11 protein-coding genes are annotated in these 13,821 nt (G+C 69.8%); 8 read left to right on the forward strand and 3 right to left on the reverse strand.

The annotated features are described in order from the left end of the window. The first annotated feature begins 223 nt into the window (after positions 1–223). A complete protein-coding gene (locus L324_RS01895; RefSeq protein WP_037303564.1) occupies positions 224–3,211 on the forward strand; it encodes an AfsR/SARP family transcriptional regulator in 2,988 nt (995 codons plus the stop codon). Between the two features lie 225 nt (positions 3,212–3,436). On the opposite strand, the gene L324_RS01900 is transcribed toward L324_RS01895, so the two are convergent. From L324_RS01900 to L324_RS01910, 3 genes are all read right to left on the reverse strand, one after another. Beyond that, positions 3,437–3,916, reverse strand: a complete 480-nt coding sequence (locus L324_RS01900; protein WP_037303565.1) for a hypothetical protein — start codon at positions 3,914–3,916, stop codon at positions 3,437–3,439. Between the two features lie 407 nt (positions 3,917–4,323). Next, a complete protein-coding gene (locus tag L324_RS01905; protein ID WP_037303567.1) occupies positions 4,324–5,325 on the reverse strand; it encodes a Gfo/Idh/MocA family protein in 1,002 nt (333 codons plus the stop codon). A 13-nt stretch (positions 5,326–5,338) separates the two neighbouring features. Then, on the reverse strand, positions 5,339–6,337 hold the full coding sequence (locus L324_RS01910) for a LacI family DNA-binding transcriptional regulator (RefSeq protein WP_037303570.1): 999 nt from the start codon (positions 6,335–6,337) through the stop codon (positions 5,339–5,341). 106 nt (positions 6,338–6,443) lie between these two features. Between L324_RS01910 and L324_RS01915 the strand changes: the two genes are divergently transcribed. From L324_RS01915 to iolD, 7 genes are read left to right on the forward strand one after another with little or no spacing between them, the layout of a single operon-like run. After that, positions 6,444–7,334 carry a sugar phosphate isomerase/epimerase family protein gene (locus tag L324_RS01915; protein ID WP_037303572.1) on the forward strand — a complete coding sequence of 297 codons (891 nt, stop codon included), beginning with the start codon at positions 6,444–6,446 and terminating at the stop codon, positions 7,332–7,334. Positions 7,335–7,358: 24 nt separating this feature from the next. Further along, positions 7,359–8,345: a sugar ABC transporter substrate-binding protein gene (locus L324_RS01920; RefSeq protein WP_037303574.1), complete on the forward strand. Its 987-nt coding sequence runs from the start codon at positions 7,359–7,361 to the stop codon at positions 8,343–8,345. Then, positions 8,342–9,376: an ABC transporter permease gene (locus L324_RS01925; RefSeq protein ID WP_037303575.1), complete on the forward strand. Its 1,035-nt coding sequence runs from the start codon at positions 8,342–8,344 to the stop codon at positions 9,374–9,376. Before L324_RS01920 ends, L324_RS01925 begins: the two co-directional genes overlap by 4 nt. Beyond that, on the forward strand, positions 9,373–10,158 hold the full coding sequence (locus tag L324_RS01930) for an ATP-binding cassette domain-containing protein (RefSeq protein WP_037303576.1): 786 nt from the start codon (positions 9,373–9,375) through the stop codon (positions 10,156–10,158). The genes L324_RS01925 and L324_RS01930 overlap by 4 nt, the downstream gene beginning before the upstream one ends. Continuing rightward, positions 10,155–11,087 (forward strand): 5-dehydro-2-deoxygluconokinase, encoded by a 933-nt coding sequence (gene iolC, locus L324_RS01935; protein WP_037303578.1) that lies wholly within the window; start codon positions 10,155–10,157, stop codon positions 11,085–11,087. Before L324_RS01930 ends, iolC begins: the two co-directional genes overlap by 4 nt. Continuing rightward, positions 11,084–11,974, forward strand: coding sequence for a 5-deoxy-glucuronate isomerase (iolB, locus tag L324_RS01940; protein WP_037303579.1), 891 nt, complete (start codon positions 11,084–11,086; stop codon positions 11,972–11,974). The genes iolC and iolB overlap by 4 nt, the downstream gene beginning before the upstream one ends. Then, positions 11,971–13,815: a 3D-(3,5/4)-trihydroxycyclohexane-1,2-dione acylhydrolase (decyclizing) gene (iolD, locus tag L324_RS01945; protein WP_173426336.1), complete on the forward strand. Its 1,845-nt coding sequence runs from the start codon at positions 11,971–11,973 to the stop codon at positions 13,813–13,815. Before iolB ends, iolD begins: the two co-directional genes overlap by 4 nt. Positions 13,816–13,821 lie beyond the last annotated feature (6 nt).

Raw genomic sequence — 13,821 nt, forward strand, 5'->3', positions numbered from 1 at the left:
GCACTACCCCCAACCCCCACCGCCGTCAGAAGGCGGTGTCTGTGCAAGTTGAAGGTGTCCACCGTCGTACCGGAACCGAATGGGGGGTCCTGCCCGTCTTGTTGGTTGGGCACGGTTCCGGCGACGGGTCCTCGGTGGACACCACCAAAGGATCACGGCGTCCGGATGCAGGGCGCTTGCACTACGCTTGCAGGCTCTGACGAGGGTGAGCGGAGGTGGCCGCGTGGAGTTCCGCGTCCTCGGCGCCGTCGAGGCGTGGGCCGATGGCGGCCCGGTGGATCTCGGTTCGCCCAAACAACGGCTCGTGCTGGCGGTACTGCTGCTGGAGGCGGGCAAGCCGGTACCGCGCGACCGGATCATCGACCTGCTCTGGCCCGAACGACCGCCGGCGAGTGCCCGGAACACCGTTCAAGCGCTGGTGTCCAGGCTGCGCGCGGTGTTCCGCGGCGCGGGCGGTCCGGAGATCGTCTCCGAAGGAACGCGGTACCTGCTGAAGGTCGATCCCCGCCAGGTCGACCTGCACCGCTTCACCGAGCTGACCGCGCGGGCCCGCAAGGCCGACGACGAGACCGCCGTCGAACTCCTGGACGAGGCGCTCGGCTTGTGGCGCGGCGAGGCGTTGTCCGACGTCGTGAGCGGCGAGGTCGCCCAGCGGCTCCGCGGCGGTATCAGCGAAGCGCGCTGGACGGCACTGGAGGATCGCGCCGAGGCCCAGTTGCGGCTCGGCCGCGGCCGGGAGGTGCTCGCGGAGCTGACCGGGCTGGTCGCCGCGCATCCCCTGCGTCAGCGGTTCGTCGGGCAGCTCATGCTCACCCTGCACCGCGAAGGCCGCACCGACGACGCGCTCGAAGCCTTCCGATCCCTGCGCGACAGGCTCGCTACCGAACTGGGCCTCGACCCGTCCCCGGAGCTGCGCAAACTCGAAGCCGCCATCCTCGCGGCGGACCCGGCTCTCGAACCGGTGCGGAACGCGGTCAAACCCGAACCGGTCCGCCCGGCGCAGTTGCCGCACGACGTCCGGGGCTTCGCCGGACGCGCGGCCGAACTGGACCGGCTCGACGAGGCGACCCGGCCCACGGGCGAGGGCACCGACATCTGGGTGATCAGCGGGACCGCCGGGGTCGGCAAGACCGCGCTCGCGGTCCGCTGGGCCCACCGCGTCCGCGACGCGTTCCCCGACGGCCAGCTCTACCTCGACCTGCGGGGATTCGACCCCGACCACGAGCCGCTCACCCCGGCGGTCGCGCTCACCCAGCTGCTGCAGGCACTCGGCACCGCACCGAAGGCGATCCCGCCGGACACCGACACGCGGGCCGCGCTCCTCCGTTCCCTGCTCGCCGACAAGAGGGTCCTTCTCGTCCTCGACAACGTGCGCGACACCGGTCAGGTCATGCCGCTGCTGCCGCCGTCGGGCACCGTCCTGGTCACCAGCCGCCAGCGGCTCGGCGATCTCATCGCCCGCACCGGCGCCCGCGCGCTCCCGCTGTCCGTGCTGCCCGCCGAAGACGCGCGGCACCTGCTGGAAGCCGTGCTCGGCAGCGAAACCGTCGCGGCCGAGGCGGGCGCGGCGGCGGAACTGGCCCGGCTGTGCGGGCATCTCCCGCTCGCCCTGCGGATCGCGGCGGCCAATCTCGGCGCGAGCGGTGAACCCGAGATCGCCGAACTCGCCCGTGAACTGGCAGGCGGTGACCCGCTCGCGGAACTGACCGTCGACGGCGCCGAGGAAAGCGCGGTGACCACCGCGTTCGGAGTCTCCTACCGGGCACTGCCCGAGGAGCACCGCCTGCTGTTCCGCAGGCTCGCGCTCGTCCCCGGCCAGACTTTCACCGCGCCCGCCGCGCAGGCCCTGACCGGTGCCCCGCTTTCCCGGGCGAACCAGCAGCTCAAGGCGCTCGCGGCGGCACACCTCGTCGAGCGCTACACACCCGGCCGCTACCGGTTCCACGACCTTCTCCGCAGTTTCGCGGCAGGCCGCACGCTGTCCGAGGACCCGAAGACCGAACGCGACACGGCGGAGAGGCGGCTCTTCGAGAGCTATCTGACCACCGCCGACGCCGCCGGCCGCGTACTCATCCCCCACTTCCTGCGGCTGCCACGCGAAGAGCCGGGCGTGAAACCCTTCGCCGACACCGACGAGGCGCTGACCTGGCTGGACGCCGAGTGGCCGAACCTCGCCGCCGCCGTCGAGCACAGCGCCGAACACGGCCCGCCCGAGTTCTCGTGGCATCTCGCCGACGCGCTCCGCGCCTTCTTCCACCAGCGCGGCCATCACGCGGAATGGATCGACACCGCGTCGACGGCGCTCAAGGCCGCCCGCCGCGACGGGGCCGGGCAGGCCCAGGCCGCGATGCACCTGAGCATCGCGCTCGCCTGCGTCAACAGCGGCCGCTACGACGAGGCACGCGAACACCTCACCAGCGCCCTGCGCGGAGACCTCCTCGAAGGCTGGGACGCGGGCCGCGCGGCCGTGCTGAACAACCTGAGCGCGGTGCACCAGCGCCTCGGCGATCCGCAGGAGGCGATCCGCTGCGGGCTGGAATCCCTGCGGCTGTGCGAAGAACTCAACATGCCCGGCGTCTCGATGGCGCTCGCGAACCTCGGTTTCCCGTACTGGCAGACCGGTCAGCTCGACGAGGCACTCGCCAACTTCACCCGCGCGCTCGCGGTGTCCGAACGGGACGGTGCGCGGTTCAGCGTCGCCGTCCTGCTGGTCGACCTCGGCAACGTGCACCGTGATCTCGGCCTGCTCGACGAGGCCTACGACTTCTACACCCGCGCTCTCGCGGCCAACCGCGAACTCGGCTACACCTACGGCGAAGCCACGGCCCTCTCCGGCAGGGCCGTACTCGAAAGCAGGCAAGACCCGAGCGAGCAGAACCGCACGGACGCGCTCGAAGCGGTCGAACTCACCCGCAAGATCGGCGACCGGGGCACCGAGGCCTGGACGCTCGTCGGACTCGGCGAGGTGTGCCTGCGGCTCGGCCGCCCCGAAGAGGCGGCCGAACACCACCGGCTCGCGTTGTCGATCGCGCGTACGACGAGTTTCTTCTGGTGCGAGGCCGCCGCGCGCACCGGGCTCGCGGAAACCCTGCGCGAACTGGGAAAGCTCGCCGAAGCCAGGACGCACGGCGAACTGGCGCTGGAACTCGCCACGCGCTCCGGCTACCGGCTCGTCGAGGAACGCGCGAAGCTGATCCTGGACGAGCTTTAGTACCGGGCAAGGTGGTCGCGAGTGGTAAGTGTCGTTCTATTTTGAGGGGTAAGGCAAAGATGTCGTGCCCCGGCGAGCGTCCGGACAGGCTGGCAGAAGCAGGGCCGCGGCTCCGCGAGACACTCTTCTGAAGACAAGTGTCCGGCTTGGGTCGTTTGTGCGGTTTCACGGGTGGTCGTGAGTGGCAAGGAGCGTTAGAACGCTCTTTACCACTCACGACCCCGTTCAGCCGCGCGACTTCACGCTGCCCGCGATCGCCGCCGTGATCGCCGTCAGGATCCCGAGGATGACCACCAGCGCGATCGCGACACCGTTGCTCTTGTGGAAGCCGAAGATCCATTCGAGGTGGGTGTTGAAGGGCGTGCCCCACACCACCGGCGTCACCACGAGGATCGCCACCAGAGAGAACACGCAGAATCCGCACAACGTCCACGCACCGGGAATCCTGCGGGCGAACGTGAATCCCGCCGCGACCGTCATCGCCACGGCGGCGATGACGCCACCGAACACGTTCTGCACCACCTGGCCGGACCAGCCGCCCTCCGGCTTACTGGCGTAGACGACGTTATAGAGCACGAACCAGACGAGTACGCCCGTGATGAGCAGCGCCAGGATCCCGGCGGTCACCGCGGCCGCGGTGTTCGCCCTCGGCTTGGGCCGCGTCCCGTACTGAGGTAAGCCGTGCTGGGGCGGATTCGGCTGCATCGCACTCCTCGCGCGTTCCGGCGACACGAAAACCGCCGCCCGTCATGGTCCGCGGTCACTGTAGCGAGGGGTCACCGAGGGCGGCCGCCGGTGGCAGCAAGCTGCCCTCTGCTTCAGAGGTAAGGCAACCGTGGCGTGCCTCTGGCGCGTTCGTGCCTCCAATGTGGCATTGGGGACGTTGAACGTCCCCAATGCCACATTGGAGGCATCCGGAGCCTTGGTGCAGGGCCAAGCCAGTGTCGTGAGTGGTAATGACGGTTAGAACCGTCATTACCACTCACGACCCGCCTGACCCCACCCCCGCCGCGAACCGCACACCCGACCTGAAGGGGACTTTCCCGCACGCCATGCGGGGAAAGTCCCCTTCGTTCACCCGACACGCCGGCTTTGCCTTATCCCTCAACACTTCAGACGCGTACCTCCTCCACGCGGACCGGGCGGCGTTCGCGGCGCGAGACCTCGCAGGCCTCGGCGATGTAGAACGCTTCCAGCGCGTCCGCCGCTCCGCACGGGCTCGGCGCGCGACCGGCGGCGACGTCGAGGAACGCTTTCAGCTCACTGACGTACGCGGGACGGAAACGTTCCATGAACCCGGGGTACGCCGGGCCGGGCAACGGCTGGACCCCGGGTTCCACCGAAGTCAGCGGCGTACGCTCGTCCAGGCCCACCACGGCGTTCCCGGCCGAGCCGAGCACTTCCAGCCGTACGTCATAGCCGGCGCCGTTGTAGCGGGTCAGCGAGACGACCGCCAGCGTGCCGTCGTCCAGGGTCAGGGTCGCGGCCGCGGTGTCGACGTCACCGGCGTCGACGAAGAACCGCTCGCCCTTGTTCGCCCCGACCGCGTACACCTCGACGACCTCGCGGCCGCTGACGAACCGGACGACGTCGAAGTCGTGCACCCCGCAGTCACGGAACAGGCCGCCGGAATGCGCGACGTACTCCGCGGGAGGCGGGGCCGGGTCCAAGGTGGTCGCGCGCAAGGTGTGCAGCCAGCCCAGGTCACCCGACGCCACCGCGGCCCGGGCGGCCGCGTAGCCGTCGTCGAACCGGCGCTGGAAACCGATCTGCACCGGGACGTCCGAGGCGGAGATCTTGTCGATCACCGCGAGCGTGCCGGGGATGTCGGCGGCGACGGGCTTCTCGCAGAACACCGGGATCCCCGCGTCCACGGCCCTGAGGATCAGTTCCGGATGCGCGTCCGTGGCTGCCGTGATCACGAGTCCGTCCAAAGAGGACGCGAAGAGCGCGGAGAGGTCGTCCGCCGCCTCGACGCCGAGCTTGGCCGCGGCCGACCGGGCACGTCCGGCATCGACATCGGCCACGATCACGGACGAAACCTCGCCGAAACCCTTCAAGGTTTCGGCGTGCGAAGTGCCGATCCGGCCGGTGCCGGCGAGTCCCAACCTCATTCTCGTGACCTTTCTAAAGCGGAGCGGTGGTGGAGCGGACCACCAGCGACGGATGCAGCAGATGGCGGACCGGTTCGGTGCGTTCGCCCCGGATCCGTTCGAGCAGGGCCTCGACGGCCAGCCGCCCCATTTCGGTGCGCGGCTGGTCCACGGTGGTCAGGGAGAGATGGCGCAGCGCGGCGAGCGAGGTGTTGTCGTAGCCGACGACCGAAACGTCCTCCGGCACCCGCAGCCCCGCCTCTTCCAGCGCGGAGATCGCGCCGACGGCGTTGAAGTCGTTGCCCGCCACCAAGGCCGTCGGCAGCGTCTCCCGGGTGTGGTCGCCGAGCAGTTCGTGCACGGCCTTCTCCCCTGCGGTGTCGGTGTGTTCACTGCGCACGATGAGCGGATGCAGCAGATGCCGCCGCATCGCCCGCTGATATCCCCGCCGCCGGGCCGCCGCACCGGCCGCGACCCCGCCGTCCAGATGGGCGATCCGCCGGTGCCCCAAGGAGACCAGATGCTCGACGGCCAGCGCGGACCCCGCCTCGCCGTCGTCGTTCACCGTGTCCACTCCTCGTACGCGTGAGCTGCGCGAGACGAGGACGACGGGACCTTGTCCGGCCGCTTCCTCGATCGCCGCCGCGGGCAGCACCGGCGACAGCAGGATCACCCCGGCGGGCCGGAAGGAGAGCAGGTTCCGCAGCGCGGCCCGTTCGCGGGCGGGACTGCGGCCACCGGTGTTGAGGATGAGGTTGAAGCCCGCCGCCTCGGCCGCCGCGTCGAGCCCTTCGACGACGTCGGCGAAGAACGCGTTGCGCAGATCGGAGACCATCACGCCGAGGACGGTCGAGGTCCGGCTGGCCAGCGACCTGGCCATCGCGTGCGGCTCGTAGCCGAGTTCGTGCGCCGCGCACAGCACCCGCGTCCGCCGTTCGTCGGAGACGTTCGGCGCGTTCCGCATCACCAGTGACACGAGCGCACGGGAAACCCCTGCTTTCGCGGCGACGTCCTCCATCGTCGGTCGTGCCATTTCCCAGTGTCCTCCCCGCCCTTGACTTTACTGTGACGGACGCTACATGATTAGAGCGCTCTAATCAATAGAGCGCTCTAATCCACTCCCCTACCGGAGGTCGCCGATGACATCCCGGATCCGAATCGCCGCCGCCCCGATCTCCTGGGGTGTCTGCGAAGTCCCCGGCTGGGGCCGCGTTCTCGACGCGGGGACCGTACTGGGCGAGATGGCGGAACTGGGGGTCCGCGCCACCGAACTCGGCCCTCCCGGGTATCTCCCGCGCGACCCGGCCGCGCTGCGCACGCTGCTCGGCGGGCACCGGCTGGAACTGGTCGGCGGTTTCCTCGCCGTCGTCCTGCACGAGAATCCCGCGGCCGCCTTGGCGGAGGCGGAGGAGTCCGCGGCGTTGTTCGCCGCGTGCGGTGGCGACATGCTCGTGCTCGCCGCCGCCACGGGCCTCGACGGATACGACGACCGGCCGGAGCTGACCGCCGCCGAATGGGCGACCCTGATCGAAACCTCGGGTGAGATCGCGAAGATCGGCGCACGCCATGGACTCCGCACCGTGCTGCATCCGCATGTCGGGACCCACGTGGAGACCGAGGACGAGGTCGAACGCTTCCTCGCCGATTCCGACCTCCCGCTGTGCCTGGACACCGGACATCTCCTGATCGGCGGCACCGATCCGGTCGCGCTGGCCGGCCGCCATCCCGGCCGGGTCGGTCACCTGCACCTCAAGGACGTCCGCGGCGAACTCGCCGAAGACGTCCGCGCCGGAAGGCTTCCCTACGCCGAAGCGGTGGGTAAAGGTTTGTACGTCCCGCTGGGCGAAGGGGACGTCGACATCGAAGCGATGGTCAGGTCCGTCCACGAGGCGGGCTATGCCGGGTGGTACGTCCTCGAACAGGACACCGCGCTGGGCGAGAGGAGCCCGGAAGACCTGCCGAAACGGGATGTGACCAGGAGCCTGGCCCATCTCGGCGAGATCGTCAGCCGGCTCCCGGCTGTCAGCTAACGGAAGAAGCGAGGAGAGACGACGATGTCCCATCGCTTGAAAATGGTGCTGGTGGCCGCGGCGGGGCTGTTGCTCCTGTCCGCGTGCACCGGCCCGAAGGCCGAGGAGAAACGCGCCGAGGGCGCCGCCCCGGTGACGACCCAGCCGGCCGGGCCGCTGCGGGTCGCGGTCATCTCGCACGGTACCGCCGGTGACGCGTTCTGGAACGTGGTCAAGAACGGCGCCGAGGAGGCGGGCAGGCAGCTCGGGGTCCAGGTCGAGTACAACTCCGACGGGGATCCCGGAAACCAGGCCAAACTGGTCGACAACGCGGTCGCCCAGCGGGTCGGCGGGCTGGTGGTGTCCATGGCGAACCCCGAGGCGCTCAAGACCTCGATCGAGAACGCGGTCCGCGCGGGCATCCCGGTCATCACCATCAACTCCGGCGAGGACAAGAGCGCCGCCTACGGCGCGCTCACCCACGTCGGGCAGAACGAGTCCATCGCCGGCGAGGAGGCCGGGAAGAAGTTCAGGGAACTCGGCAAGAAGAAACTGCTCTGCGTGATCCACGAGGCGGGCAACATCGGGCAGGCTCAGCGCTGTGACGGCGCCAAGACCGGGTTCGCGGGCGACGTGCAGACGCTCCAGGTCGACATCAGCAACCCGGCCGACGCGGAATCCCGGATCCGGGGCGCGGTGCAGACCGATTCCTCACTCGACGCGGTGCTGACGCTGAACTCGCAGGTCGCCGCGCGGGCGGTGAGCGCGATCAAGGCGGTCGGCTCGCGGGCGCAGGTCGGCACGTTCGACCTCAACACCGACGTGGTGGGCGCCATCAAGTCCGGCGACGTGGTCTTCGCGGTCGATCAGCAGCAGTACGAGCAGGGCTACCTCCCGGTGCAGTTCCTCAAGCTCTACCGGGACAACGCGAACATCGTCGGCGGCGGGAAGCCGGTCCTCACCGGCCCCGACCTGGTCGACAAATCCATTGTGGACACCGTCGGCCAGTACGTGCAAAGGGGCACGCGATGACAAGCACCACCCTCGACGAACGGATCGCGAAACCGCGGCTGCTCGACCGGCTGGTCGTCCGGCCCGAGATCGGCGCGCTGCTCGGCGCCGTCGTGGTCTTCCTGTTCTTCACCCTCGTCACGGACCAGTTCTTCAGCGGCAGCGGGGTGGCGACCTGGCTCGACGACGCCTCGACGCTCGGCATCATGGCGGTCGCCGTCTCCCTGCTGATGATCGGCGGCGAGTTCGACCTCTCGGCCGGTGTCATGACGGCGTCCACCGCGCTCGTCACCGCCACTCTGGCGACGCAGGCGGGCTGGAACGTCTGGCTCGGGTTGCTCGCCTCGCTGGTCTTCGCGCTCGCGGTCGGCGCGTTCAACGGCTGGCTGGTGCTGCGCACCGGACTGCCCAGCTTCATCGTCACCCTGGGCACGTTCCTGGCGTTGCAAGGGCTCAACCTCGGCATCACGCGGCTGGTCACCGGCACCGTCCAGGTCTCCGGGATGCGCGCGACCGACGGCTACGAGTCCGCCGGTTTCGTCTTCGCGTCCACAGTGGACATCGGCGGGACGGCGTTCCAGATCTCGATCGTCTGGTGGATCGGGTTCGCGCTGGTGGCGGCCTGGCTGCTGGTCCGGACCCGGCTCGGCAACTGGGTCTTCGCCGTCGGCGGCTCCGCGCCGAGTGCGCGCGCGGTCGGCGTTCCGGTGGTGCGTACCAAGATCATGCTGTTCATGACCACCGCGCTCGCCGCGTGGCTGGTCGGGTCGATCAACATCCTGCGGTTCGCGAGCGTCCAGGCGAACCAGGGCATCGGACTGGAGTTCCAGTACATCATCGCGGCCGTGATCGGCGGCTGCCTGCTGACCGGCGGCTTCGGTTCGGCGCTCGGCGCAGCGATCGGCGCGCTGATCTTCGGCATGGCACGGCAGGGCATCGTGTTCGCCCGCTGGGACAGCGACTGGTTCATGCTGTTCCTCGGCGTGATGCTGCTGTCCGCGGTCCTGGTCAACAACGCCTTCCGGCGGCGCGCGGAAAGGGTACGACGATGAGTCATCTCCTCGAGGTCAAGGACGTCGGCAAGACCTACGGCAGCGTGATCGCCTTGCGGGACGTGTCCACCGTGGTCAACGCGGGCGAGGTCACCTGCGTGCTCGGCGACAACGGGGCGGGCAAGTCCACTTTGATCAAGATCCTCTCCGGGGTCCACCAGCACGACAAGGGCGAGTTCCTGGTCGAGGGCGAGCCGGTCAGGTTCACCTCGCCCCGTGAGGCGCTCGACAGCGGTATCGCGACGGTGTACCAGGATCTGGCCGTCGTGCCGCTGATGAGCGTGTGGCGGAACTTCTTCCTCGGCTCCGAACCGACGGTCGGCTTCGGCCCGTTCCGGGCGCTGGACCGGAAGAAGGGCCGTGAGACGACCAAGAAGGCGTTGTCCGACATGGGTATCGACCTGCGTGACGTCGAGCAGCCGGTCGGCACGCTGTCCGGCGGGGAGCGGCAGTGCGTCGCCATCGCGCGGGCGGTGCACTTCGGGGCGAAGGTACTCATCCTCGACGAGCCGACGGCGGCGCTGGGCGTGAAACAGGCCGGTGTCGTCCTCAAGTACGTCGCACAGGCCCGCGACCGCGGCCTCGGCGTCGTGCTGATCACGCACAACCCGCATCACGCCTATCCGGTGGCCGACAGGTTCCTGCTGCTCAAACGGGGTGCGCCGCTCGGCACCTACGAGAAGTCCGAGATCGACCTCCCCGAACTGACCCGGCAGATGGCGGGCGGCGCGGAACTGGAAGCCCTCGAACACGAATTGCGAGCCGTGGAGTCCCCTTCATGACCACTCTCGAAGCACTGACCGTCGGCCGGGTCGGGGTGGATCTCTACCCCGAGCAGAGCGGCGTGCCGCTGGCCGGGGTCAGCACCTTCGCCAAGTCGCTCGGCGGGACCGCGACCAACGTCGCGGTCGCCGCCGCGCGGCTCGGCCGGTCGACGTCGGTCCTGACGAAGGTCGGTCCGGACGGGTTCGGTGACTACGTACGGCAGGCGCTGCGGGAGTTCGGCGTGTCGCCCGACCACGTCGGGACCTCGGCGGGCCTGCAGACACCGGTGGTGTTCTGCGAACTGAACCCGCCGTCGGATCCGCCGCTGCTCTTCTACCGCGCCCCGATCGCGCCGGATCTGACCCTCGGCGAGGCCGACGTGCCCTGGGACGTCGTGGAAACGGTGCCCCTGTTGTGGGTCACCGGGACCGGCGTGTCCGCCGAACCGGCACGCGGCACGCAGCGCGAGATGCTCCGGCGGCGCGGACGCCGGTCGCATACCGTGCTGGACCTCGACTTCCGGCCGATGTTCTGGCCCGACACCACGACAGCGCGCGAAGAGATCGGCTGGATGCTCGACCACGTCACGGTCGCCGTCGGCAACCGCGCCGAGGCGGAGGTCGCCGTCGGCACGGCGGATCCCGACGAGGCCGCGTCCCGGATGCTGGCCAGGGGAGTCGGACTGGCGGTGATCAAGAAGGGGGCCGAGGGTGTTCTGGTGGCCACCGCCGAGGGACGCTGGACGGTGCCGCCGCAGCGGGTCGACGTCGTCTGCGGCCTCGGCGCCGGTGACGGATTCGGTGGCGCGCTGATCCACGGTCTGCTGTCCGGCTGGGATCCGGTGCGCATCGCCGCCTACGCCAACGCGGCGGGCGCGCTCGTCGCAGCACGGCTCGCCTGCGCCGACGCCATGCCCACCGCCGACGAGATCGAGGAGTTGCTGTGAGCAAGCTTCACCGTCCACTCGGGACACTTTCGGACGAGCGGGACCCGGTCCGGCTCACCCCGGACTCGGCGGGCTGGGACTACAGCGGCCTGAGAGTCCTCTCGCTGGCCGCCGGGGAGTCCCGGGTGGTGCGCACGGGCGAGTACGAAGCGTTCGTCCTGCCCCTGTCCGGGGCCTGCACGGTCCGCGTCGACGGCGCTGTCTTCGAACTCACCGGACGCGACTCGGTGTTCACCCGGGTCACGGACTTCGCCTACGTGCCGCGCGACGCCGAAGTCGAGTTTTCGACGGTCGGCGGCATCGAGCTGGCGCTGCCGATGGCACGCTGCACCCGCCGTCTCGAACCCCGCTACGGACCGGCGGAGAACGTGCCGGTGGAGGTGCGCGGCGCCGGGCAGGCGACGAGGCAGGTCACCAACTTCGGCGTGCCCGGGGTGTGGGACCACGCCGACAAACTCAACGCGTGCGAGCTGATCACCCCCGCCGGCAACTGGTCGTCCTATCCGCCGCACAAACACGACGAGGTGTCCGAATGCGAGGTCGTCAACGAGGAGATCTACTACTTCCGCATCGCCGGCCGTGACGGCGTGACCCCTTCACGCGAGGGCTTCGGTCTCCATCGGACGTACACTTCGGACGGTGCGCTGGACGAGGACGTCGCGGTCCGCGACGGCGACGTCTTTCTGATCCCGCGTGGCTATCACGGCCCTTGTGTCGCCGCCCCTGGGTATCCGATGTACTACCTGAACGTCCTGGCCGGGCCCGCCGCCGAACGGTCGATGGCCTTCTGCGACGACCCCGCGCACGGCTGGGTCCGCGAGACCTGGGACGGCCAGGAAACCGACCCGCGCTGCCCGGTCACGAGCCACGAAGGACGGGTGTCATGAAGCTGACCACCGCACAGGCGCTGGTGCGCTGGCTGCTCGCCCAGCGGTCGGAGACCCTGGACGGCCGGGAAGTGCCGCTGTTCCCCGGGGTGTTCGCGATCTTCGGGCACGGCAACGTCCTGGGCCTCGGTACCGCGCTGGAGGAGCACCGCGACGAGCTGCCGGTGTGGCGTGGCCAGACCGAACAGGGCATGGCGCTCGCGGCCGTCGGCTACGCCAAGGCCACGCACCGGCGCCAGGTGGGCGTGGTGACCTCGTCGATCGGGCCGGGCGCGCTGAACATGGTGACCGCGGCCGGGGTCGCGCACGCCAACCGGCTGCCGCTGCTGCTGCTCCCCGGCGACACCTTCACCGGCCGCGCGCCGGATCCGGTGCTTCAGCAGGTCGAGCATTTCGGCGATCCGACGGCCACGGTCAACGACGCCTTCCGCGCGGTGAGCCGGTATTTCGACCGGATCACCCGGCCTGAGCAACTGCTTTCGACGCTGCCGCAGGTCGCCAGGGTGCTGACCGATCCGGCGGACGCGGGTCCGGTGACGCTGGCGCTGCCCCAGGACGTCCAGGTGGAGACCTACGACTTCCCGGACGCGCTGTTCGCACCGGTGACCCATCGCCCGCAGCGTCCCCGCCCGGATCGCCGCGCCCTCACCGAGGCGGCGAGCGTGCTGCGGTCCGCCCGGAAACCGTTGCTGGTACTCGGGGGCGGGGTCCGGTATTCCGGTGCCGGTGCGCGAGCGATGGCCTTCGCCGAACGCCACGGCGTCCCGGTCACCGAAACCACGGCCGGGCGCACCCTGGTCCCCCACGACCATCCTCTGCACGCCGGTCCGCTGGGCGTCACCGGCTCGACGTCCGCGAACGTGCTGGCCGCCGAGGCCGACGTCGTCCTGGCCGTCGGGACCCGGTTGCAGGACTTCACCACGGCGTCGTGGACGATCTTCTCCCCCGGTGTCCGGCTGATCACCCTGAACGCCGCCCGGTTCGACGCGGTCAAGCACGGCGCGATGGCCGTCGTGGGCGACGCCGACGCGAGCCTCGCGGAACTGGCGGCGCAGCTGGAAAGCTGGCAGGTCGATACTTCGTGGACCGAGCGCGCCGCGACGGAACGCGGCCGGTGGGACGCGCATATCGACTCCCTGCGCGACGTCTCCGGCGAGGTCCCGACTTACGCCCAGGTCGTCGGCGTGGTCAACGACCTCTCCGAACCGCGGGACTACGTGATGACCGCGTCCGGCGGGATGCCGGGAGAGCTGATCGGCGGCTGGCGCGGATCGGGCTCGATCAGCATGGACGTCGAGTACGGGTTCTCCTGTATGGGCTACGAACTCGCGGGCGCCTGGGGCGCGGCGATGGCGCATACCGGTGGCCTGGTGACCACGATGCTCGGTGACGGCTCGTATCTGATGCTGAACTCGGAACTGTTTTCGGCCGCCTTCGCCGGCCATCCGTTCGTGGCAGTGGTCTGCGACAACGACGGTTACGCGGTCATCGCCCGGTTGCAGGAGGGGCAAGGAGGCAAGCCGTTCAACAACCTCCTCGCCGACTGCCGGACAGCGCATTCGTCACCACCGCGGGTCGACTTCGCGCGGCACGCGGAATCACTGGGGTGCGCGGTGTTCACGGCGTCCTCTGTGGACGATGTGCGGGCGGCCTACACGAAGGCACGGGAAGCCGCGGTGGCCGAGAAGCGACCGGCGGTGGTCGTCGTGCGGACCCAACCGAACTCGTGGACCGAGGCCGGCGCCTGGTGGGAGGTCGGCGTCCCGGAGCATCTTTCGGGCCGGGAAGGCTACGACGAGAGAAAGGCCGCCCAGGTGAGGTACCTGGAGGGCCGCATCTAGAGGACT

The sequence above is a fragment of the Amycolatopsis orientalis DSM 40040 = KCTC 9412 genome (genome assembly GCF_000478275.1).
In the GTDB taxonomy this organism is placed as follows: domain Bacteria; phylum Actinomycetota; class Actinomycetes; order Mycobacteriales; family Pseudonocardiaceae; genus Amycolatopsis; species Amycolatopsis orientalis.